This window comes from Bartonella jaculi, from assembly GCF_039543045.1.
Lineage (GTDB): Bacteria > Pseudomonadota > Alphaproteobacteria > Rhizobiales > Rhizobiaceae > Bartonella > Bartonella jaculi.
Map to the genome: position 1 here is coordinate 94,789 of NZ_BAABIZ010000001.1, position 20,921 is coordinate 115,709.

Annotated in this window: 16 protein-coding genes and 1 tRNA gene; 8 read left to right on the forward strand and 9 right to left on the reverse strand. The window is 36.4% G+C overall.

Annotated features, from left to right (window positions below):
* Positions 1-551: 551 nt before the first annotated feature.
* Together ABD915_RS00380 and ABD915_RS00385 are read left to right on the forward strand one after the other, a co-directional pair.
* The gene (locus ABD915_RS00380) at positions 552-908 is read left to right on the forward strand and encodes a DUF5330 domain-containing protein (RefSeq protein ID WP_345113555.1); all 357 of its coding nucleotides are present in this window, start codon (positions 552-554) and stop codon (positions 906-908) included.
* 141 nt (positions 909-1,049) lie between these two features.
* Complete coding sequence (locus ABD915_RS00385) at positions 1,050-1,460, forward strand: SufE family protein (RefSeq protein WP_345113558.1); 411 nt, start codon at positions 1,050-1,052, stop codon at positions 1,458-1,460.
* 104 nt (positions 1,461-1,564) lie between these two features.
* Here ABD915_RS00385 and ABD915_RS00390 read toward each other — a convergent pair whose 3' ends face one another.
* A complete protein-coding gene (locus ABD915_RS00390) occupies positions 1,565-2,002 on the reverse strand; it encodes a Ros/MucR family transcriptional regulator (protein WP_004860891.1) in 438 nt (145 codons plus the stop codon).
* 925 nt (positions 2,003-2,927) lie between these two features.
* Here ABD915_RS00390 and ABD915_RS00395 point away from each other — a divergent pair.
* Positions 2,928-5,021, forward strand: coding sequence for a S9 family peptidase (locus ABD915_RS00395; protein ID WP_345113563.1), 2,094 nt, complete (start codon positions 2,928-2,930; stop codon positions 5,019-5,021).
* A gap of 80 nt (positions 5,022-5,101) precedes the next feature.
* Here ABD915_RS00395 and ABD915_RS00400 read toward each other — a convergent pair whose 3' ends face one another.
* On the reverse strand, positions 5,102-5,704 hold the full coding sequence (locus tag ABD915_RS00400) for a superoxide dismutase (protein WP_345113566.1): 603 nt from the start codon (positions 5,702-5,704) through the stop codon (positions 5,102-5,104).
* A 788-nt stretch (positions 5,705-6,492) separates the two neighbouring features.
* Between ABD915_RS00400 and ABD915_RS00405 the strand changes: the two genes are divergently transcribed.
* Positions 6,493-6,567, forward strand: a tRNA-Gln gene (locus ABD915_RS00405).
* 1,194 nt (positions 6,568-7,761) lie between these two features.
* Here ABD915_RS00405 and ABD915_RS00410 read toward each other — a convergent pair.
* Genes ABD915_RS00410 through ABD915_RS00420 form a run of 3 tightly spaced genes read right to left on the reverse strand, consistent with a single transcriptional unit; the run spans position 7,762 to position 11,206 of the window.
* Positions 7,762-8,220, reverse strand: a complete 459-nt coding sequence (locus ABD915_RS00410) for a toxin-activating lysine-acyltransferase (RefSeq protein ID WP_345113568.1) — start codon at positions 8,218-8,220, stop codon at positions 7,762-7,764.
* A gap of 3 nt (positions 8,221-8,223) precedes the next feature.
* A complete protein-coding gene (locus tag ABD915_RS00415) occupies positions 8,224-9,549 on the reverse strand; it encodes an HlyD family type I secretion periplasmic adaptor subunit (RefSeq protein WP_345113570.1) in 1,326 nt (441 codons plus the stop codon).
* The gene (locus tag ABD915_RS00420) at positions 9,539-11,206 is read right to left on the reverse strand and encodes a peptidase domain-containing ABC transporter (protein WP_345113573.1); all 1,668 of its coding nucleotides are present in this window, start codon (positions 11,204-11,206) and stop codon (positions 9,539-9,541) included. Before ABD915_RS00420 ends, ABD915_RS00415 begins: the two co-directional genes overlap by 11 nt.
* 254 nt (positions 11,207-11,460) lie before the next feature.
* On the opposite strand from ABD915_RS00420, the gene ABD915_RS00425 reads away from it, so the two are divergent.
* Positions 11,461-11,751: a hypothetical protein gene (locus ABD915_RS00425; RefSeq protein WP_345113576.1), complete on the forward strand. Its 291-nt coding sequence runs from the start codon at positions 11,461-11,463 to the stop codon at positions 11,749-11,751.
* 1,599 nt (positions 11,752-13,350) lie between these two features.
* On the opposite strand, the gene ABD915_RS00430 is transcribed toward ABD915_RS00425, so the two are convergent.
* The 4 genes from ABD915_RS00430 to ABD915_RS00445 all read right to left on the reverse strand — a co-directional run bounded on the left by ABD915_RS00430 (position 13,351) and on the right by ABD915_RS00445 (position 18,051).
* Entirely contained in the window at positions 13,351-14,136 is a 786-nt protein-coding gene (locus tag ABD915_RS00430; protein WP_345113579.1) for a DUF1499 domain-containing protein, read from the reverse strand.
* A 619-nt stretch (positions 14,137-14,755) separates the two neighbouring features.
* Positions 14,756-15,295 carry a DUF1254 domain-containing protein gene (locus tag ABD915_RS00435; RefSeq protein WP_345113581.1) on the reverse strand — a complete coding sequence of 180 codons (540 nt, stop codon included), beginning with the start codon at positions 15,293-15,295 and terminating at the stop codon, positions 14,756-14,758.
* Positions 15,288-15,884, reverse strand: a complete 597-nt coding sequence (locus ABD915_RS00440; RefSeq protein WP_345113583.1) for a DUF1214 domain-containing protein — start codon at positions 15,882-15,884, stop codon at positions 15,288-15,290. Before ABD915_RS00440 ends, ABD915_RS00435 begins: the two co-directional genes overlap by 8 nt.
* A gap of 25 nt (positions 15,885-15,909) precedes the next feature.
* Entirely contained in the window at positions 15,910-18,051 is a 2,142-nt protein-coding gene (locus ABD915_RS00445) for a transglycosylase domain-containing protein (RefSeq protein WP_345113586.1), read from the reverse strand.
* 321 nt (positions 18,052-18,372) lie between these two features.
* Between ABD915_RS00445 and ABD915_RS00450 the strand changes: the two genes are divergently transcribed.
* From ABD915_RS00450 to ABD915_RS00460, 3 genes are read left to right on the forward strand one after another with little or no spacing between them, the layout of a single operon-like run.
* Positions 18,373-18,609 (forward strand): hypothetical protein, encoded by a 237-nt coding sequence (locus ABD915_RS00450; RefSeq protein ID WP_345113588.1) that lies wholly within the window; start codon positions 18,373-18,375, stop codon positions 18,607-18,609.
* 18 nt (positions 18,610-18,627) lie between these two features.
* Entirely contained in the window at positions 18,628-19,296 is a 669-nt protein-coding gene (locus ABD915_RS00455) for a response regulator transcription factor (protein WP_345113591.1), read from the forward strand.
* A complete protein-coding gene (locus tag ABD915_RS00460) occupies positions 19,293-20,705 on the forward strand; it encodes an ATP-binding protein (protein WP_345113594.1) in 1,413 nt (470 codons plus the stop codon). Before ABD915_RS00455 ends, ABD915_RS00460 begins: the two co-directional genes overlap by 4 nt.
* The last annotated feature ends 216 nt before the right edge of the window (positions 20,706-20,921 follow it).

Here is a 20,921-nt window from a genome sequence, read left to right on the forward strand (position 1 = left end):
CTGATCTTTACGTTTTGTGCTTACTCTGAGGAAATGGAATGATATAATTCAAGTATTTCAGCTTTTTATAGGGTTTGAAGATACACAAAGTATTGCTAATAAAAGTTATGTTCAGATACACGGAGAGAAGGGGTGAGGAGACAAAATTGTATCACTATCCTTCTTTCACGCACAAATAAGAAAATACTGTAGAATGATGATGAACAGTTTTACAAAAAACGCCCTTCTATGGAAGGTTATCTCCAATAATTCCAACCACTTCGGATATATCTTCTGGCGATTAAACAAAAGAGCTTCTTTTTATGGGATCATTCGTTTATGCTTCAATTGCTCTCTGGATTAGGGAGTTAGGAGCACAGATTCTAACAAAAGAAATGCATTTTGCCTCTGCATAGCTGCATCATATGATTATTATAACAGAGTTAATGATACAAATTTGACACATGAATATTCCATCTCATAAAACACGAATTTTATAAATTTTTTATCAATAAAAAGAGCATAAACTGCTCCTTTTGTTTCTATTTTCAATTGTAATACACTGTCTATCCATGATACGTTTTTTAATAAAATTATCATTTTTTTTGTTTTTTGTTTTTGTTGTCATTTCATTTTTTGCAGCAAAGCCAAGTAACAATCATTTTTCTACTGAAAGAGAGAGTGAGACAACAACGAGTGATATGATGACTGCTTTTAAAGAAACTCTAAATGATTTAGGAACATTCTGTGAACGTAATACAGAATCCTGCAAAGTTGGAAAATCTTTTCTAAGTTCACTTAGTGAACGCGCACGTTATGGTGCAAGAGTAACTTACGAGTATCTCGGCAATATATTAGCTGACAAGAATATGTCTCAACGCGAAAGTACTTCTCCCAAGGTGGATACACAAAATTCCACACAAAAATAGAATCATTTCACACTCCCTTGAAACAAAAGTTTTTAATGTGCACTATTGGTTTCTACTAAGAGGAATAAACACTTATTCTGTTAACAAAATGCATGAAAATGAGCATCAAAAAACAAAACAAGATAAGACAGGACTGAGGTTATGGCGGAAACAATCGATGATATTATAGAAAATTTTTCTCTTCTGGATAATTGGGAAGATCGTTACCGTTATGTAATTGAACTTGGCCACGAGTTACCGCCTTTTCCAGAAAGTGCCCGCAATGATGCCCACAAAGTTCCTGGTTGTGTGAGCCAAGTGTGGCTTTTATCTTTGCGTGATAATTCCGAAAATCCTACATTAACGTTTCAAGGTGATTCTGATGCCCACATTGTGCGTGGACTCATCTATATTCTTCTCGCCTTCTATTCGGGGAAAAAAGCCTCTGAAATTCGCAATGCCGATGCTGAAGGACTCTTTAACACACTTGGTTTAAACGAAAATCTCACACCACAACGATCAAATGGTCTGAAATCGATGATTGAACGAATTCGTAATGAGAGTTACGTATAAGAACAAAATCCTCGTAGCAAAAACCTCACACAGCTTTCACAGAAAACATATTTTCTGGGGAAGCACCTTTAATACTGGAGGCATCACTTTTTAAAAAAACGCGATTACTTGGTTTTCTTACGTTTACTTTTGCGTCCAAGCCCCATTTCCTTCGCCAAAGCTGAGCGTGCCTTTGCATAATTAGGTGCAACCATAGGATAAGAACTGTCCAACTGCCATTTTTCACGATACTCCTCTGGCAACATTCCATAATGTGTCATGAGATGACGCTTCAAAGATTTAAACTTTTTTCCGTCCTCAAGGCAGATGAGATAATCGGGAAAGATTGAACGTTTTGGGTTAACGGCAGGTCTTTGCTTTTCGACTTCGACTTCTGTCAACTCTACGTTCCCTGCTTTACGAAAAGCAGCATGAACATCAGCAATCAAACTTGGCACTTCAGTCGGTCGGATTGAATTATTACTTACGTATGCAGCAACAATATCAGCAACTAATGTAATAACTAAATTGCTTTCAGTCTCTAAGACTGGACGATGTTCCATTCTTTTTTCCTTTAAGTTAAAATCGAGATGTCATTGGCACTCATACTCCAATACAGAGATCCCATGCACGTAGGTTTCATATTGTACAAAAATCTTTTTTGTCAATTCAATTATTCTACAAAATCGCCAAAACACAAAAAAATCAAATAAATACCCACTTTTTGTCATAATATAAGAGAGGAAGAAACAATTTCTTTCTTGCTGGTATATAGTTTTTTAGACGAAATATCATCTATGAAAATGAAATATATCATAAATATAAAAAATAATATAGAATGAATTTATTTATTTTAGAGAGCATAGATATAAAACAGTTAAATTTAAAAATATAATATATAAAATAATTAATTTGTTTTATATATTATATTTTTACAGTTTATTTTTTATAATTTTAAATTATATGTTTGTTGTCATGAGATTATCTTTTCTTAATCGTAGTAAATATGTTAAAATTAATTTATAAATTTAAACAGAAGATGATGATTTGATAAAATAATTAAATTCTATGAAAGATATGTATCATACCATAGAACAATAAATACTGGAATGATATAACTTATATATTGTCATAGAACCAAAGAATCTTTTATTTCCTAATTTTATAATACCTATATTTAAAATATATTTCTATCGTAAATTAAATTTTATTGTGTATGTCCAGAAACCAATTCTATCGTTTAACAAAAAATTCAATTCTGCTACCCAACATTTTAATTTTCTTAACTTGTTTATAAAAAACGGCGTTATCTTCGTAAAAGGAAATACTTTATAATATGTACTCAGCACAAAGTGCATAGGTAATTGGGAGGATACTGCAACCATATGTTTGCAAGTGAGCGGGACTTATAGATTTGCACACTTGCATAAGTGGTATATTTCTAACATATAAACAAACCCATTAACATATTTTAGCATAGGATCGTATATGTTTAGCTCTTCTATACTTCCACCCAAAGCATCCAAAATTGTTTATAAAGATATGTATCACGGTATTTGTCGCGACGATCCTTATCACTGGTTGCGTGCATCTAATTGGCAAGATGTTTTTAAAAATCCTAGCTGTCTTGATGAAAAGATTAGGAATCATCTTGAAAAAGAAAATGCTTATCAGGCTGCTCAAATGGCTGATACAAAGTCATTACAAGATTTGCTTTTTGCCGAAATGAAGAGCCGCCTCCTCGAAGATGACAGTTCGGTTCCTGTAAAACATGGCCCTTTTGCTTATGGATTTTCTTATGTTACCGGCGGACAGCAACCACATTATTTTCGTACCCCAAGGAATGGAGGAGAAAAAAACGTGTACCTGAATGGTGATGTTTTGGCTGAAGGGAAGGAATATTTCAATTTTGGTTCAGTTCAAGAATCTCCTGATCATACACATGTTGTATGGACCTACGATGACAAAGGATCAGAATTTTACAAAGCTAAAATTCGCAATTTAGAAACATTGTCTGACTATACGGAGACAATTACTGATACATCTGGACAGATTGTGTGGGATGCTAAATCTGAAGGTTTTTTCTATACTAAGATGGATGAAAACCACCGTCCTTCGGAGCTTTATTATCACCGATTAAACACCGAACAATCGGAAGATAAGCTCATTTTTCGTGAAGATAATCCAGGATTTTTTTTACACGTAAGCGGTTCTAAACTTAATGACATTATTTATATTAACATTCATGATCATGAAACGTCAGAAATTTGGCTGATCTCTGCTGAAGCGCCATTTACGGCTCCTCAATGTGTACGGAAGCGACAAAAAGGTATTGAATATTCACTTACAGAAGGTGGTGATGTCTTTTATATTCTTACCAATTTAGATAACGCAAAAGACTTTAAAATCATGGTAGCGCCATACACATCTCCACAGTCAGAAAATTGGTCTGAGCTTATACCACATCAGCTTGGATGCTTGATACTGTCTCATGATGCTTATCAAGATTTTCTTATTTGGCTTGAACGTTTTGAAGGGCTTCCTCGTATAAAAGTAATGGAGCGTACCACTCGAGAAATTCATTCCATTTCTTTTACAGAAGAAGCATATTCCTTAGGGCTACAAGGTGCGGCAGAATATGATAGCCAAACGATACGCTTTTCCTATTCATCAATGACAACACCTGATCAAGTTTTTGATTATGAGATAAAAAGTCGCAAACGGATTCTCTTAAAAACGCAAACAATTCCTTCGGGACATAATAAAGATGACTATGTAACGCGGCGTATTATGGCAACCGCAGAAGATGGTGAGAAAATCCCTATCTCACTTTTTTATCATAAAACGACGACTCTAAATGGCAGTGCGCCTTGTCTTCTCTATGGTTATGGTGCCTATGGCATCTCCATTCCTGCCAGTTTCAATAGCAATGTACTTTCTTTAGTTAATAGAGGTTTTATTTATGCCATTGCTCATATTCGTGGAGGAAAAGAAAAAGGAGTCTCATGGTATGAAAAAGGAAAACACCTCTTTAAACACAACACCTTTACAGATTTTATTGTTTGTGGACGCTATCTTGTAAACAATAAATTCACGGATCATGACAGGCTTATCGCCCACGGTGGCTCTGCAGGAGGTATGTTGATGGGCGCTATCGCAAATATAGCTCCACAGGATTTTGCAGGGATCGTAGCGAATGTGCCTTTTGTTGATGTTCTAACAACTATGTTAGATGATTCTCTGCCACTAACACCCCCAGAATGGACTGAATGGGGAAATCCTCTTGCATCACAAGAAGATTATAATCTTATAGCCTCTTATTCACCCTACGATAATGTGAAAGCGCAAAAATATCCTTCTATTCTTGCGATTGCAGGATTAACTGATCCTCGTGTAACTTACTGGGAGCCTGCAAAATGGGTGGCAAAATTACGCGATTTAAAGACGGACGATAATGCAATTTTATTACGCATTAATATGGATTCAGGCCATGCAGGGGCGGCTGGGCGTTTTTCAAAGTTGGAAGAAGTCGCGTATATTTACGCATATATCCTAAAAATAATAGGAAAAAATTCCTGTTAATTTGAACCCTATTTTTTCTCACGGGCTCCATAGCTTGATAAATTATGGAGCCACTGATACAATAAAATTATGCAAACAGCTTAAAGTTTGCAATCTTCATAAAGTTTTAAAACATAGTCCCAATTAATTAAATTATCCACAAAAGCTTCAAGATATTTCGGGCGTGCATTGCGATAGTCAATGTAATAGGAATGTTCCCACACATCAACACCCAGAATAGGTTTAGCATCATGGACCAAAGGATTTTCACCATTAGGGGTTTTCATAATTTCAAGTTTGCCGTCTTTAACAGCAACCCATGCCCATCCAGAACCAAATTGGGCACTGGCAGCAGCAATAAAATCTGCGCGGAACTTATCATACCCGCCCAGATCAGATTCAATAGCCTTTGCTAATTTTTCAGGCAGTTTTTGACCACCTCCACCTTTTTTCATCCAATGCCAAAAATGGTTATGATTGTAGTATTGGGCTGCGTTATTAAACAAACCAATATTCTGTCCAAAGCTATTTTTGACAATATTTTCAAGGCTTTCATTTTCTAAGCCTAAATCTTTCACAAAATTGTTGGTATTGGTAAGATAAGCAAGGTGATGCTTATCATGGTGATATTCAAGCGTTTCGCGTGACATATAAGGTGAAAGGGCATCATAGTCATAAGGCAACTCGGCCAATTCAAAAGCCATCTAAAAATCTCCTCGATTCTAATTGTTAAGCTCACTCCACAAATCTAATTTGCCATTTACAGCATCTAAAAGCAAACATTGAATATTGTGTGTACAATTTAATTTTAATGCTCATCTTTTCATATAAGGAATGAAAAGGAACTTAAATAGCACTCAGTTGGTGCATATATTCCTTAAAATATTTCTTGAATATTATGCGAATGTCTTCACTTATTTTTGCAAAGGTTTTATGAGCCTATGTGTCACTAAGTATGTCATCGTTTTTATCACAGTTTTTCAAAGGGGTAGAAGCGGCTTTTTTTTGTAGGTCTCATTGATTTTTTTGCACAAATTTACAATATCTCATAAGTCGAGTATAATCGACATTTTACACGTATGAGCCAAAAATGGGATTTGCTACGATGATCTAATACGTTCAAGATGTATTATTGCATTTGAATAGTTTGGGTTTGAATGCGTTAAGAAAAGACGTTATAATAAGCCATAATCGATGCTGATTGTTCAATACGTCCAAAATACAAATTTAACTTTTTATTGTCAGTAGACAATGGCATGGGAAGATAAAATGGCAAAAGACGAAAAATGCAAAATAATTAACAGATAAGCAGTTCTTGTTTTAGATGTATAAAGTAAGTACAAGTTTTTGTTACGAATTTTGCATCAATGTGACACGAATAAGACTTGAAAACTTTATGATAAAAAAATCAGAGCTTTGATTTTCAGATATTGCACACCCTCACGGGAATCGCTATAAGGTACGCGAGTGGATGTGGGCATGTTCTTTTTTTTGGGGTATAGCCAAGCGGTAAGGCACCGGTTTTTGGTACCGGCATTCCCTGGTTCGAATCCAGGTACCCCAGCCAATCTTTAATAAAATTAATATATATAAGCTCGGGAATTTTAAAACCTTTGTTCAATTAATGTATTTTCCGTCACTCCTGAACCTTTTTAGTTTTTTAACTGATTTGGTTGCTAATCGCTTTATATTTACAACTGACAAAGGATCCGCCCTTGTTTTAGAGGCGCGAGTTTAGAGGTGTTAAGAAGCACAAGTTTTTGTTACGGATTGCATCCTATCAGAACTTTTGGAAACAGTGTTGTATTGTCTTGGGTTAAGCCGAAAAGCGCTTTGACTATCAAATTGTTGCTCCTACATTGGTGGATGAACAGTTACTCACTTTCTTAATCAATCTCTGTGCTGTTTTTTAGTTCTCGCTGTATTTGTTATTCACCCAATATGCCCTCATAAAAGGAAACAGTTGCACCAATTCAATCTTACTATAGCGCAATATTCTTAAGGGGGAGGTATTCATCCTCACCGCATTATTTCTAAACCTTTGTTTTTTGTTCTTTAGAATTCTCAGCGTTGGTAGCGTTGGTTCATTAATATTTTTTGCCCCATGCATATGGCTCAGATCTTGGTATTCAGTCAGTTCTTTGGATCGTTTTGGCTGGAGAGATCTATCTTGATATGTGCCAATGTCCTTTTCGATATTTTAGGCTGTTTATTGTTCCATAAAAGGTTTTCTGTATTGTGATGATGATTATCTAGGGAGCTTACTTTGCTGCTTAAAAACTTTAAGTGGTAAGATGATAAAAATTCATTTTACGTATAAAATGCTTTGGTAACGGTTTAAATAGCGGCTAAAATCAGCAATAAGATGAAAGATAGCATGCGCTGCTATGCGGGAATAAAAATGGCTTTAAACTTGTTGACTTCTGAAGCATTATGATAATCTGTTCCTCGTTTGATAGGTTTGGGGCACTATGGTTTCAAAATTTGCTCTTTTGGTCTTAAAAGGCATGATGTTGGATTAAGTAAAGCGCAAGGATAATGGAGGGATTTTAACGGGTTTTAAAAGGCATAACTAATCCGCTAGACTGTCCATAATCATTTATATCAGGCTGTTACGCTAAAAATATCACTATAGCGCCTTTAGACCGTGTAATCAGCTTGATCAATAAGTAAATATTCCCCAAAAATTGATTTTCGGAAATCTTGGAGGGTATGGGAGAGAAAGATCTCAAAAGATTCATTTTCAATTGATTTACAAAAACTACTCAGATGGATTTTTCTCTCTATAGCAACACCAGCGGGTAATTTTCCGTATTCCACCTTCTTCATTACGACGAACAGCGTAGCAATATTGCTGATGAGGAAACACATGCCGTTGCATGTCACGTACCATCCCAGCAGCATGTCCATAGGGTGCAACACAATCAATAAACCACATATACTCTCCACCTTTCCAATTGGCATCGGGTAAAAATTCTCCCTTTTCAAGCATAGATTGATGATTTTTCTCATCTAAAAAAGCCCAGGTGATAAAGCCACAAAATTCTCCATTCTCATTTTTATAGAGCTTGTATTGCCCAGTTTGTAAGGCTGGTCCTATGTTGCGTTCAATATCCCAAATTCGCCAGCGGCGGTATAAGGGAGATGTAAGCATTAAAACCGTCATAGCTCCTAACGCTGTAAGAGGGTCTATGAGTGATGGCGAAGGATTTTCATTCACACATTATCTTTCCTTTAGAGATTGTTCTAAAATTTTGGTAATAGGCTCAAAGAAATAGGAAATAAGACGCCGTTTTGCTGTGATGACATCAGCTGTGACAGTCATACCGGGGATAAATTTAAGTTGTTTATTATTCAAAGTGATATGATCTTGGTCGATTTTGATTAAAACCGCGTAGGCGCCATTAATTTCTTTATTATAGCGCGCTGTAGCGCCTACATTAACGACTGTGCCGTGGATAACACCGAAACGTTCAGGTGGAAAGGCAGAAAACTTGATGTAAGCACGTTGGCCCTTTTCTAAAAAACCAATATCTCGATTATCAAAAAACGCTTCAACAATGAGACCGCCCGCACCAGGGACAATACGCATGAGCGTTTTACCAGCCTCTACAAAGCCGCCCAAAGTATGGATACTTAAATCATCAATACGTCCATCAACAGGTGCATAGAGTGATAAGTGGTCAAGATGGTATTGGGTGCTATCAAGCTTTGCTTTTAATCCTTGAAGATTCAGTTCTGTTTCACGCGAAAGTTGGCGATAGCGGGCGATTTCATCGGAAATAAGACTTTGCCGTTGTTGGCGGAGGGTGTTTATTTCGGCAGTATTTTCTTCTAAGCGCCTTTGATTGGTTAAAATTTCATGCTCGACATTTTTAAGGTCATGTAAACGCTCTAAATAGATGGCTTGGCTAATGACTTTTGTTTCCATCAGGCTTTTTGCGGCTTTTAGTTTTCCTTGGCTTAATTGAAGATCATCTTCTAATCTGTCTAATTGCGCATGTTGTGTTGCACCGCTGCGTTCGACGCGATCCGCCTGTGCTTTTAGCGCTCTTAATTTATCTTGAAGAGATTGAAGGGTAGCGCTAATGAGTTTTTCCCCTTCCATTCTTGCAGTCTTTTTGCCAGAAGAAGGGGCTGGCAGATAGGCAAGCCCTTTGGTCACGAAATCTTTATCCAAAGGATCACTTTCACGCAAAGCTGTTAAAATAGCAGTTGCGATTTGTGCTTGAAGGGTTTGTTGCGCGATATCTGCTTGAACACGTGCGCGCTCATTGAGGGCTTCGCGCTGATCTAATTGAATAAGGAGATCACCTTGATGAACAAATTGCCCTTCTTTTACCAGAATTTGCTCAATGCGACCTGTATTTTGCGCTTGGACCAGCTGAACGTAAGCGGTGGGAATAACACTTCCTTGCCCCCGTGCAACAATCTCTGTTTTTGCGATAAAGCTTCCGATCACAATAAAGAGGAATAAAGCAATCAAAACAGCAACCACCATATGAAGTGTTGGTGACAAAGGGCGTAAACGAGCTGTTTTATCCGCCATTTTTTGCCTCCAGATCAGTGAAGTTTAAGACAGTTGCATGCTGAGGAAAAAGATCACGTTTGTGGGTAATAACAAGAACGATACGTTCTTGCGAAAGTTTATATAAATGCTCAACAATTTGTGCACTGACAGTGTCATCCAATGCGGAAGTAGGTTCATCCAAAATAAGAAGGCTTGGGTTTATCAGAAAGAAACAAGCCAAAGCCAAGCGTTGGCGCTGACCACCTGATAAAAAACCACCTTGCTCTCCTACTTGTGTCTCCAGTCCTTGAGGCAACTGAGCAATCAAATCTTGGCAAGCACTTGCATACAGAGCAGTGTCGATTTCATCTTTTGTGGCATTTGGTTTGGAAAGAAGCATATTCTCAAGAATGGTTCCGGAAAAAAGGCAAGGATTTTGGGGAAAATACGCGATTGTTTCACGCACGCTACGGACATCAAAATTCTGTAAAGGTTGGGCGTTAATCAATATTTTTCCGCTTGTTGGGTGGTAGAGACTGCAAAGGAGTTTAGCCAAGGTTGTTTTTCCACAACCTGAAGGACCAAGCAACATAATCGGTTGTCCAGGTTGTAAGCAGACATCAAGATGATTGATAATGGGCTTATCTGCATAAGAAAAACAGAGATCGTTGGCTTCAAGATGAGGCATTGTGGTAAGCTGAAGGGGAGGCTTTTCTTCTTCCCATTCTGATGGGGCGTTAAGAATATCGCCCAAACGAAGGCGAGAGATTTTTAAGTGCTGCCATTCTTCCCATAAAGAGGCAAGGCTTAAGATCGGCCCAGAAACATTGCCAGCGAGGAGATGAAAGGCAATAAGTTGCCCTAGTGTGATTTGGTTTTGAAGAACTGCTTGAGCACCAAAAAAGATAATAAAAATAGTGAAAAGATCACCAAAAATGTGGCTCATGGCTCCATTGAGAAGATGCAATTTACTGGTTGTAAGGCTTTGATCTAAACTACGAGTTAAAGTTTCTTGCATGCGTATTGTATGGGCTGGTTCCTTTACATGCGCTTTGATGGTTTCAAGATTCGTAAAACTTTCAATGAGACGCGATTGATGGGCTGCTTGCAGGGTGAAAGCACGGCGTAATTGGCGGCGTAAAAAAGGGCCGACCAATGCTAAAGAACCCATTTGTAAGGGTAAAACAATAAGAACGATGAAGGTGAGTTGCGGACTGATAGAAAAAAGTGCTGCAAGATAAATGATGGCGAACAGAACATTCAGCACAGTTGTTGCAATGGTTCCTGTTAAAAAACCACGAATTGTATCAACCTCTCCGATTCGCGTGAACAGCTCCCCTACTTGCCAAGTGCGTAAAACAGGCAAGGAGAGGCTTAATACATGGGTGTAAATACGACGCGCAAATTCTAGAGTCAGCCGATTTGCTAAATAAGCTCCTAAATAGCCGGAGAGAGAGCTAAGAGCAGTGCTAAACAGCATGATAGCAATCATAAGGATAACGATAGCATAAAGACTTTCCGCACGCTGAAAGGGCAAGATGCGGTCGATAATCGCTTGGAAAATAAAAGGATTCACCAAGCCAAGTAAGCGCAAGACAATGGCCACTAGACTAAGTTCAATGACATAATGAATATATTTCTTGGTGGTTTGAGTAAACCAAGAGAAGGATATTAGCTTTTCGGGTGAATTTCTCATTTAATTTTTATTATTTTGTTAAAAGAAGATTTTGATTGATGTCACATATTTTTGTAGTATTGTAAATAAAAAAATATTTATTTATTAAAAATATACTTTGTATTTTAATTATATACACATAATGTCTTTATCAATTTATGTGTATTTTTATGACTATTATTTAAAAGAGGTTTGACATTTGTCTAAAATGCATGCTATCAGCTTTATCATGTATCATGATGATACGTTATTTTAATAGATAAGGGAGGAGTTATATGTTTGGTTCATTTGGTTCTAGTTTTTCTAATACTTGGTCAAATGTTTCATCAATGAATTTTTCAAGTGGTGGATCACGGCCTGGGTGTACTGTTGGAGATTATCTCTCTGCAGGATTTTTAATGGGACATACGGGACATGATATGGGAGTGGTAATTGGTGGACTTATGGGGGGGTCAGTTGGAGGACCAATAGGCGCTGCGGAAGGTCTGTTGTTAGGAGGAAGAGTTGGCTCTACAGTAGGATTTGCCACAGGTATAGGAAATACAGCCTATGCATGTTATCGCTAATATAAAGATTAGCAGATATTTCTAAAATGAACAAGCTTGTAGGCATAATTATGTGTCTACAAGCTTGACAGGAAGGTTTAGGTGCATAATTTTACAAAATTATATATTTAATTTGGATTTTTTTTATGAATGATCTTATTCGTATTATTGTAGAATTACTGTTTTCTATAGGTGCTTTATTTATGTTTTTCTATACATTGTTTTCATATTATAAATCTAAAGGTTATAATAGAAAAGAAATTTGGAAAAAAATTTTGTTAAGAATATTTTTGTTCGTTATATTATTTTCTATAACATTTTTTATTTATATACGTTATTTCTATGAACAATGATTATTCATTATTAATTTATAATTATAGATTAATTTGGAAGTTTTATTTGTTATCTATATTTTTAATATATTTTATGAATTGTTTTTTGCATTTTTTGTTTAAGTATATTTATTTAAATTGTATTATGTATCTAAATTATGTAATGAAAAAATATTAAAATTAAATAATTATAAGAATAAATTCATTTTTTATATTATTTTAATTTATTATTTTTTATACGATATAATATATGTTAATATTTATTGTTTTTGTATATTTTTAATTTGGATTTTTTATGAGTGATATTATTCGTATTATTGCAGAATTATTATCTTATACATGTTCTTTCTTTATATTTTTCTATGCCATGTTTTTACGGTATAAATTTAAAGGTTATAGTAACAAAGAAATTGTGAAAAAAATGTTGTTAAGCACATTTTTGTTCATTATATTTGTTATATTACTTTCTATAACAGTTTTTATTTGTATACGTTATTTATATGAAAAATGATTATTCATTCTCTTTATATAATAATGTTTTTGATATATTATTTTCAATATTTGTTTTTATATTTTCATTAATTTATAGATACAGTGGTGACAGTTGGAAAAATAGTATAAAGGAAGCGATTAAGACATTTTGGGGGTTCTTTTTGTTATTTTTGGCGTTTTGTTTTATTTATATTGCGTTTAAATATATTATATATTAGTATTTATATTTAAATTATGTTTTATAAAAAAATTATTTTTATTTAAATAAGTTTCTATTATTTGTAATTATATATAATTTTTGTTTTATTATTATGAAATTTCTTTATGAAATTGCAATAATCATTTATTGTAAAATACAGATGAATTTATGTGTATTTTATTATTGATTTTTTCTGTAACTATATTACATATGCATCATATTTTATGATAAATGTATTTCATCTTTCTTGATGAAGATATATTTTTCTATTTTCATTGGAAAAATAAGCTTGTACAAAATGCTTAATTTCCTTATTAGAGAAGTCTTCTTGCCTATTCTTATGATGAGATTTCTGGGCATAAAAAATATATGTAAAATCAATTATAGTATTTAAGTTTAGAATTTGAATTCAAATATTTTATCTATATGTCACGCGCTAAAAAGAGGCTATAAGTTGCTTTTGGGTGTCCAAAGAACTTGTCAGTAATGCTTATGGCCGTCGAGAGACGATAACTGATCTGTTCGTTTTTGCACGTCTCAAGATTTATTTTTGAAATAAGCTGATTTAGTAAATGTAACTTACTATACTTCTAGCCTCTACTCATCATCTTGAGAAAGAGGAAGTGAGGCGATTTCTGTATCAAGGGCATCCATAAAATCGATAATAAAAGCAGCATTCGTCCCCAAATCTCTTGGCAAATAACGCGAAGCAGAACGCATATCAACAAAAGTTGTATCGCCTTCATCGGTTAAACGTATGACAATGTCCGAAATAAACCCAAGGTAAAAAGTTTTTGCCATTGTTTCAATATAAAGTGCATCATCTTCACCTTTAAACTTTCGTTGCGCTACAATAGGCCAATCGTAGGCTGCTAAAACATTGAGAACGGATTCGCGAATACGCTCAGGTGAACCATCATAACGACGTCCTGACATTTCTGGCCATTCCGACATCTGTAATGTTGCTTGCTCAGTCAAAATATTCTTAAGCGGTAAAGCATCGTTGGGGCGTATTGTGCGAAAAAAAGCGGGTGGGTTTTGTGTATCAGTGGAAACATCATGAAGTGCTGGAAAAGCAAACCAAAATCCAAAAAAGAGCACTAATGGTGTAGCTGTTATTAATGAATAAATGATACCTTTTAAAGCTTTCATTCCACCCAGAGCACCATGCACCCACAAGCTGTAAAGTGCTTTTACAGCAAGAAAAAGAGAAATAGCGACACAGCAAGCAGAAATGATTATTAAAATGATGAAGTCAGTTACGTCAATTACGGAAAAGCGCTGTAAAAGGATTGAAAATAACAAAATCAAAAATGCCAATCCACCAAAACGGGGGGACCACACTGCTGCCCTCGAGATTAACCGAACATATGTCTTCTTCATGAAGCTCTTTTCCCCTTAACCATGGACCAGAAGCAAAGTTTCTTTTAGATTTCCTATCTCACAGAAAGTTTCCAGTCCTATGACAAAAGTAAAGCACTTATTTTTAAGGTCAAGGATGCTCTGTCTTCCATCAGTTCCCAATGCTTATCTTCACTAATTCATTTCGGTAACTGTCATCACCCCTATAGATTGATTAAACTTTATGGAAAATAGCTGTAACAACATAAAAATAAACTTAAATTACAAGCTTTACGATGCGTGTGTTTATCCACAATTTTGGTATTTTATTCTCATTTATTACTTTTTGCTTGAGGTGATGTTTCCTATCAAGCACAATACCGTTTAGATGTGATACAGATCGCATTTATTTCACAGTTTTTATCAATATGTTCACTCAGTGCACATCATTCTGTAGCAGATGAGTGCTTCAAAAAAAGCGCGTTGTACGGATTATTTTTAATGATTTTTATCTCAAGAAAAAATCAGGTGATTTAACGTTGGCATAAGGATTGTGTTCTCATTCTCATATTTAGCTGATTGTGTTTGAATCTGAGTTTGGGGTCATTTTTGTCTACTCTTGAAAAATAGAGCCGTTGTCAGGCGGAAAGTAGTGTGATTTTCATCCATTGAACATGCGACAGGTTGCAGATGAAAAAAAGGCTTCGCTTTCTTTTTTTGTAAGTAACGAGGGAGCAAAGATGCGTAAGAGTGCAAAACCTTCATTCAAATTTTGAGCGACTAAAACTGAATTTGTATTTCTTGTAGACTTTGATTTTTTGAGTTCTATGATTTGTATAGGTTTTCCAATGATAAGATCGAGAGTCGCATCAGGGGCTGTTCGGTCATTAAGGTTGTAGAAAATAATTCCGTCGTGTGTGTAGGCAGCGAGTGACCAAAATTGGCTTGTCTTCAAAGCTTTTAAGTGAACAGGGCCATTGTCCAGATTAAATCTGCAGACTTTAACAAGAAAAAGCGGATCAGTAATCTTCTGAATAGGATTGTGGGCATCCAAGTCAACAAATTGATAAGGATTTCTGGATTTTTTAAGTTCTGTCCATATATTATTTTTTGCCCAATAGGGCGTTAGAAATAAAACGCAAATATGAACAATGATAGCACCGATGCTCGCAAGAAGTGCGGTGTGAATAAATCTAGTCACAGTTTTTTTGTCCTGTTGGAATTTGTTCTACAGAGGGCATCGTAAGTTTTTGTAATGCCGTTGCAGAGATGATTGAGGTATCGTACAAAGTAAGAATAAGTCCGAATTCTTTTTGACTGACCGTTGCAAGCCAATTGCCAATTTGTGGTGTAGGTGCGATGTTGATACGCAATGAGCCATCACGTTCATAGGTAATATTGTTGGTATAGAGTTCGAAAGGTATTTCCTTGGATGAAGTATAAGGTTTGAGGGATTTGTCAGCTGTATAAAGGGTGAAGAGACGTGTTTCAGGGATGTGTCCTTTGAGCAAATAATGGCAATGGGGGCGTAATGGACGCCCATGGTTATCTTTCCAAAGTTGAAAAATAAGCCCTTCTGTGCGCCCAATTGAAACTTCGCCTCTTTTGGCAGTGCGTGCACGGGTATAGGGATCAGTGTTGGCGGTTCCTGCTTCTGGGTAAGCACTCCATTCTCCAATTGTAAAACGTCCAAAATGATTAAAGGAATTGAGTACATAATCAACACTAAGTGTTCCCAAAAAAATGGAAAAAGCGAAGATGAAAAAGGGAATGGCGATGTTAACAAACATTCTAGAATATTTTGAATTCAATGTGTTAAAGCTCCCAATTTTCCAATTTCAAAGAGATTGCAGATGTCTTTTTCAGATCTTTGTTAATCATCCGCACAATATTCAATGTTTCAGGGGAGAGCGTGTGAGGTATTTGGGGTGTAAGCTCAAAATCACTATGGGAAGGGAGGGGTGGTGGCTGATAAGGGAGGAGAGAGTTTTCAACACCATAGAGCTGTTTAAGCATTATATTTTGGTGTGCAGCGAGCATGATACTGTGCCATATCATGGCAGGAACACCGCCACCAAAAGCACGATTCATTGGTGAAAAATTATCATTGCCCATCCATACAGCTCCAGTATAATTACCGGTAAAACCGACAAACCACGCATCGCGATAGGATTGTGATGTTCCAGTTTTTCCAGCAACAAGGGTCATGGGGAGAGCAGCACGCTTACCTGATCCTCGTGTTGTAACACCAACCATCATTTGATTCATATAAGCTGCTGATTGTTTGCTGAGTACTCGATGTATTTTATCACGGTTATGCTCGAAGTCCCATACCACATGCCCATCTGTTGTGCTGATTTGTGTGAAACCATGGCGATTTCCAGCCATGCCTCCATTAGCAAAGACATTAAAACCGGTTGCTTGATCCATTGGTGTCATATTGGATGTGCCTAGAACCATAGTTTTGTGTGATAAAATATGCGCATGAATCCCCATATCTTTGATCAGATCTATGATTGGTTGGGTATCGCGGTTAAGATATTGATAGGTAAGATAGACAGGCACTGTATTGATAGAAAAGGCTAAAGCAGTTGCTAAATCGATTTTACCGAGATAATGACCGGAATTATTTTTGGGTGACCAACCTCCCCAATTGATGGGGGCATCTAAGACTATTGTTGAGGGAGATAGACCACGTTCCATTGCGGCTGCGTAAACATAGGGTTTAAATGAAGAACCGGGTTGTCGTCCGCCTTGTGTTGCTCGGTTAAATTGGCTTTTACTATAATCCAATCCCCCAACAATTGCACACACAGCTCCGTTATTATCGAGTATGACGGTAGCAGCTTGTGTTACACGGTATTGCTGACCGTATTGATGTAAATGATAGGCGATGGATTCCTCTGCAGCTTTTTGAATATCTGGATCAAGAGTGGTTTGAATGATCAAAGCACGGCTTGGAAGTTGGTCATTCATTTTTTTGATTTCTTCGAATACCCAATCAAGAAAATAATCAGGCTGACTGTTTTTTATTTTTTTGAGAGCACTGGCAGGATGGCGGTGAGCGTTGATAATTTGGCTTTTAGTTATAAATCCGCTATCGACAAGGTTAGAAAGCACTACATTGGCACGTGTTTGAGCGGCAAGCAAGTTATTATGAGGAGCATATTTGGTTGGAGCTTTGAAGAGGCCTGCTAACATAGCGGATTCGCTAAGGGATACATTGCGTATATTTTTATCGAAATAAAATTTTGCAGCTGCTGCTATACCAAAATTATTTCCTCCCATGTATGCCCGATCAAGATAAAGTTGCAAAATCTGCTTTTTGCTAAAATTTGCCTCTAACCAAAGGGCAAGATAAGCCTCCTTTATTTTGCGTGTTATGGTTCTTTCATTTGTTAAGAACAAATTTTTAGCCAGTTGTTGTGTAAGGGTCGAACCACCTTGAACCACATTTTTAGCCTGCATATTTTTTGCAATTGCTCGCGTGAGTCCATACAAATCAATGCCCCAGTGATCGAAGAAACGACGGTCCTCTGTTGCAAGAACCGCTTTAATAAGATAATCAGGCATTTCTTCAATGGGAACAGACGCAGCTGGTGATGCGCCACGGTGACCGATGGGATTTCCATACCGATCTAGAAAAAGAATGGAAAACTTCTTGGGAGAAGACCAGTCTTTTTTAGTTAATTCAAAAATAGAAATACCATTTATGGTGAAGAGAGTAAAAGCAATCAATCCTAATGTCATTATTTCATCAAGAAGTTCGACAATAAATCGTTTCCACCCTCGGATATGAAAACACTGTGAGGCGATTTTTGCCTTATTCCAGAAGGCACTATTGGTAGAGCGGATGCGATAAAGTGCAGTGTCTAACCGTGCATCTAATTCAATGAGTGCAGGACTCTGAAATGGTTTATTGTGTTGTGCTTTCTTTTTTTTAAAAAAATGAAACATTTAAAAGAGAGCCTGTTGCAAAATGATAGAACGAAACAAATCTGTCATAATTATATGGAGTGAAGAGAATTTTTTGCTATAGTATCAACACAGAAAGAATTTATTTTAGAATTACGACAATGTTTTATTTATTGTAGATTTTCTCTTCCAATTTTTATGTGATCTTTAAGAGGATTTTATTTTGAAATCATGAGAGTTCGGGATAACATTCACACATTATTTTGTTGCATGGAGGGATATTATATATTTTTCTGTGTGATTTTTGAATAGACAAAAACATTATTCATTCTATATTCATCTACAGTAGATTATAAAATATCTATGATGAAAAAATCTTTTTTATTTATAATAATAGCTGTTCTTCTTGGTGCGGATTCTGTATGGGCCACTGAATGTGTTGAAGTAGGTAAGAAAGTTGCTGTCCAACAGAGTGGGGTATTAGTACGTTCCACCCCCATTGTTCAGGATGGAAGAAATATATGTGTGGTTGTGGTCATTGTGCCTGCCCGTGAGGGTAAAAAGCTGCGCCGTGTTGAAGTTTCGGTTCCCGCTGATTAGTATTTAGCAGATGTTGTGATGCGTATTTTAATTGTTGAAGATGATCGGAATCTCCATCATCAATTAGCGGAAGCTGTGAAAAGTGCGGGATATGTTTCGGATAGCGCTTTTGATGGTGAAGAGGCTTATTTTTTAGGAAGCACAGAGTCTTATGATGCGGTAATTCTTGATATAGGTTTGCCATATTTAGATGGGATTAGTGTTATTGAAAAATGGCGCAAAGAAGGGCATTTGATGCCTGTTTTAGTGCTAACAGCGCGAGATCGCTGGTCTGATAAGGTTCTTGGTATTGATGCTGGTGCTGACGATTATGTTGTTAAGCCATTCCATTTAGAGGAAGTGATGGCGCGGTTGCGGGCGTTAATTCGTCGAGCTGCAGGCCATGCGACGAGTACGTTATGTTGTGGTGAGGTTTGGTTGGATACCAAAACTTCTCGTGTTTTTGTTAATGATCAGTTGATTAAATTAACTTCCTATGAATTCAGACTTCTTTCGTATCTCATGCATCATTGTGAGAGGGTGGTTTCAAGGACGGAGCTTACCGAACATCTTTATGATCAGGATTTTGACAAGGATTCGAATACGGTTGAAGTTTTTGTAGGACGATTACGTAAAAAGCTAGGAGTGGATTTAATTGAGACCATTCGTGGATTGGGCTATAGAGTGAAAAAGCTAGGTGATCAATGAGAGTTCTAAAGAATAAGGGCTCGCTTAGGAGGATGATTTTTCTTATTGGTAAATCTCTTAGCTTACGTGTTATGATTTTATCAACATTATGGGTCGTTATTTCGCTTTCATCGATTTCTGCCGTCAGTATTTTATTTTATCAGCGTTCAAGTGAACAAAATCTAGAGCGTATCCTTTCTGCTCAACTTTACAGTCTTATTGCGACAGTGACTGTATCATCTGATGGGAATTTGAAAGGAAGTTTTGGGATTGATGATATTCGTTATTCAGATCCAACATCGGGGTGGTATTGGGAAGTCGTTTCTGTATCACCTAATCTACAAGGAAGACTGACATCTCCATCATTAGGAACTGGGAAAATATTTTCACCCAGCGATACCGATATACCTTTTGACAATAAATTCTTTCGTTCTTATCGGATAAAGGGAAACAACGGTCAGAAGTTACAAGTGATAGAGAGTGATGTTGTTCTTGATAATCGCAATCACATTGCGCGTTTTCGACTCGTTGGGAATATTGATGAAGCGCATGCACAGGTGCAGGAATTTAAGCGAACTTTGCAAATTTTTTTGTGGAGTTTTGGTATAGGTAGTGTTCTTATTAACATTGCTATTATGTTTTTTAGTTTTCAACCTTTGAAGCTTATTCGACGCGCATTGAATGATATTCGCGAAGGCAGGGTTCACTACGTGAATACAGACTTAGTAAGCGAGGTTATGCCGCTAGCACAAGAGATGAATGCCCTTATCAATAATAATCAGCGTATTATTGAACGGTTTCGCACACAGGTTGGTAATCTTGCTCATTCATTGAAGACGCCTCTGTCAGTGATTATGAATGAAGTTGATAAGATGTATGGAGAACAAGCGATTTTGTTGAGAGAACAAACGCAAATAATACAGAGTCAAATAAATCATTATCTTCAGCGTGCACGGATTGCAGCACAATGCGACAGTGTTGTTTATCACACATCTGTTCGCGGAGTGATTGATCGTTTGGTACGGGTTATGGAAAAGCTTAACCCTGAAAAACAGTTTCAATTTGTTATGGATATCGATGATATTGTTTTTTCTGGTGAACGGGAAGATTTAGAGGAAGTTGTAGGAAATTTGATTGAAAATGCTGCTGAGTGGTCTCATACAAAAGTTCTGATCTCCTGTTGTTTAGAAGAAAATGTTGAAGAAGCAAAATTCTTTAGTATTCTTGTAGAAGATGATGGTTCTGGTTTAACAGAAGAACAAATTGATGAAGCTTTAAAAAGAGGTTGGCGGTTTGATGAAAGTAAGCCGGGGACAGGTTTAGGATTAGCGATTGTTTCAGATATGGTCAACGAATATGGCGGAAATCTTTTCTTATCGCGTTCTGACTTTGGCGGGTTATGTGCAAAAGTTTTATTACCAAGGAGATAAACGTATTTTATTTCTTATTCAGGGCATGTATATATTAAAATTTGTAAGAATGGAGTAATATTTGTGCACATAATGCGTGAAGCAGGGAATGATTGCAGGATTTTTAGGCCGGTATTTATCTGTAATGAGAATAGAGAAATAAGCTTTTAGAAAAAATTGATGGTAAACTCTACAATTCCATATGTGAAAAAGTAGTATTCTATCATTTTACGTCAA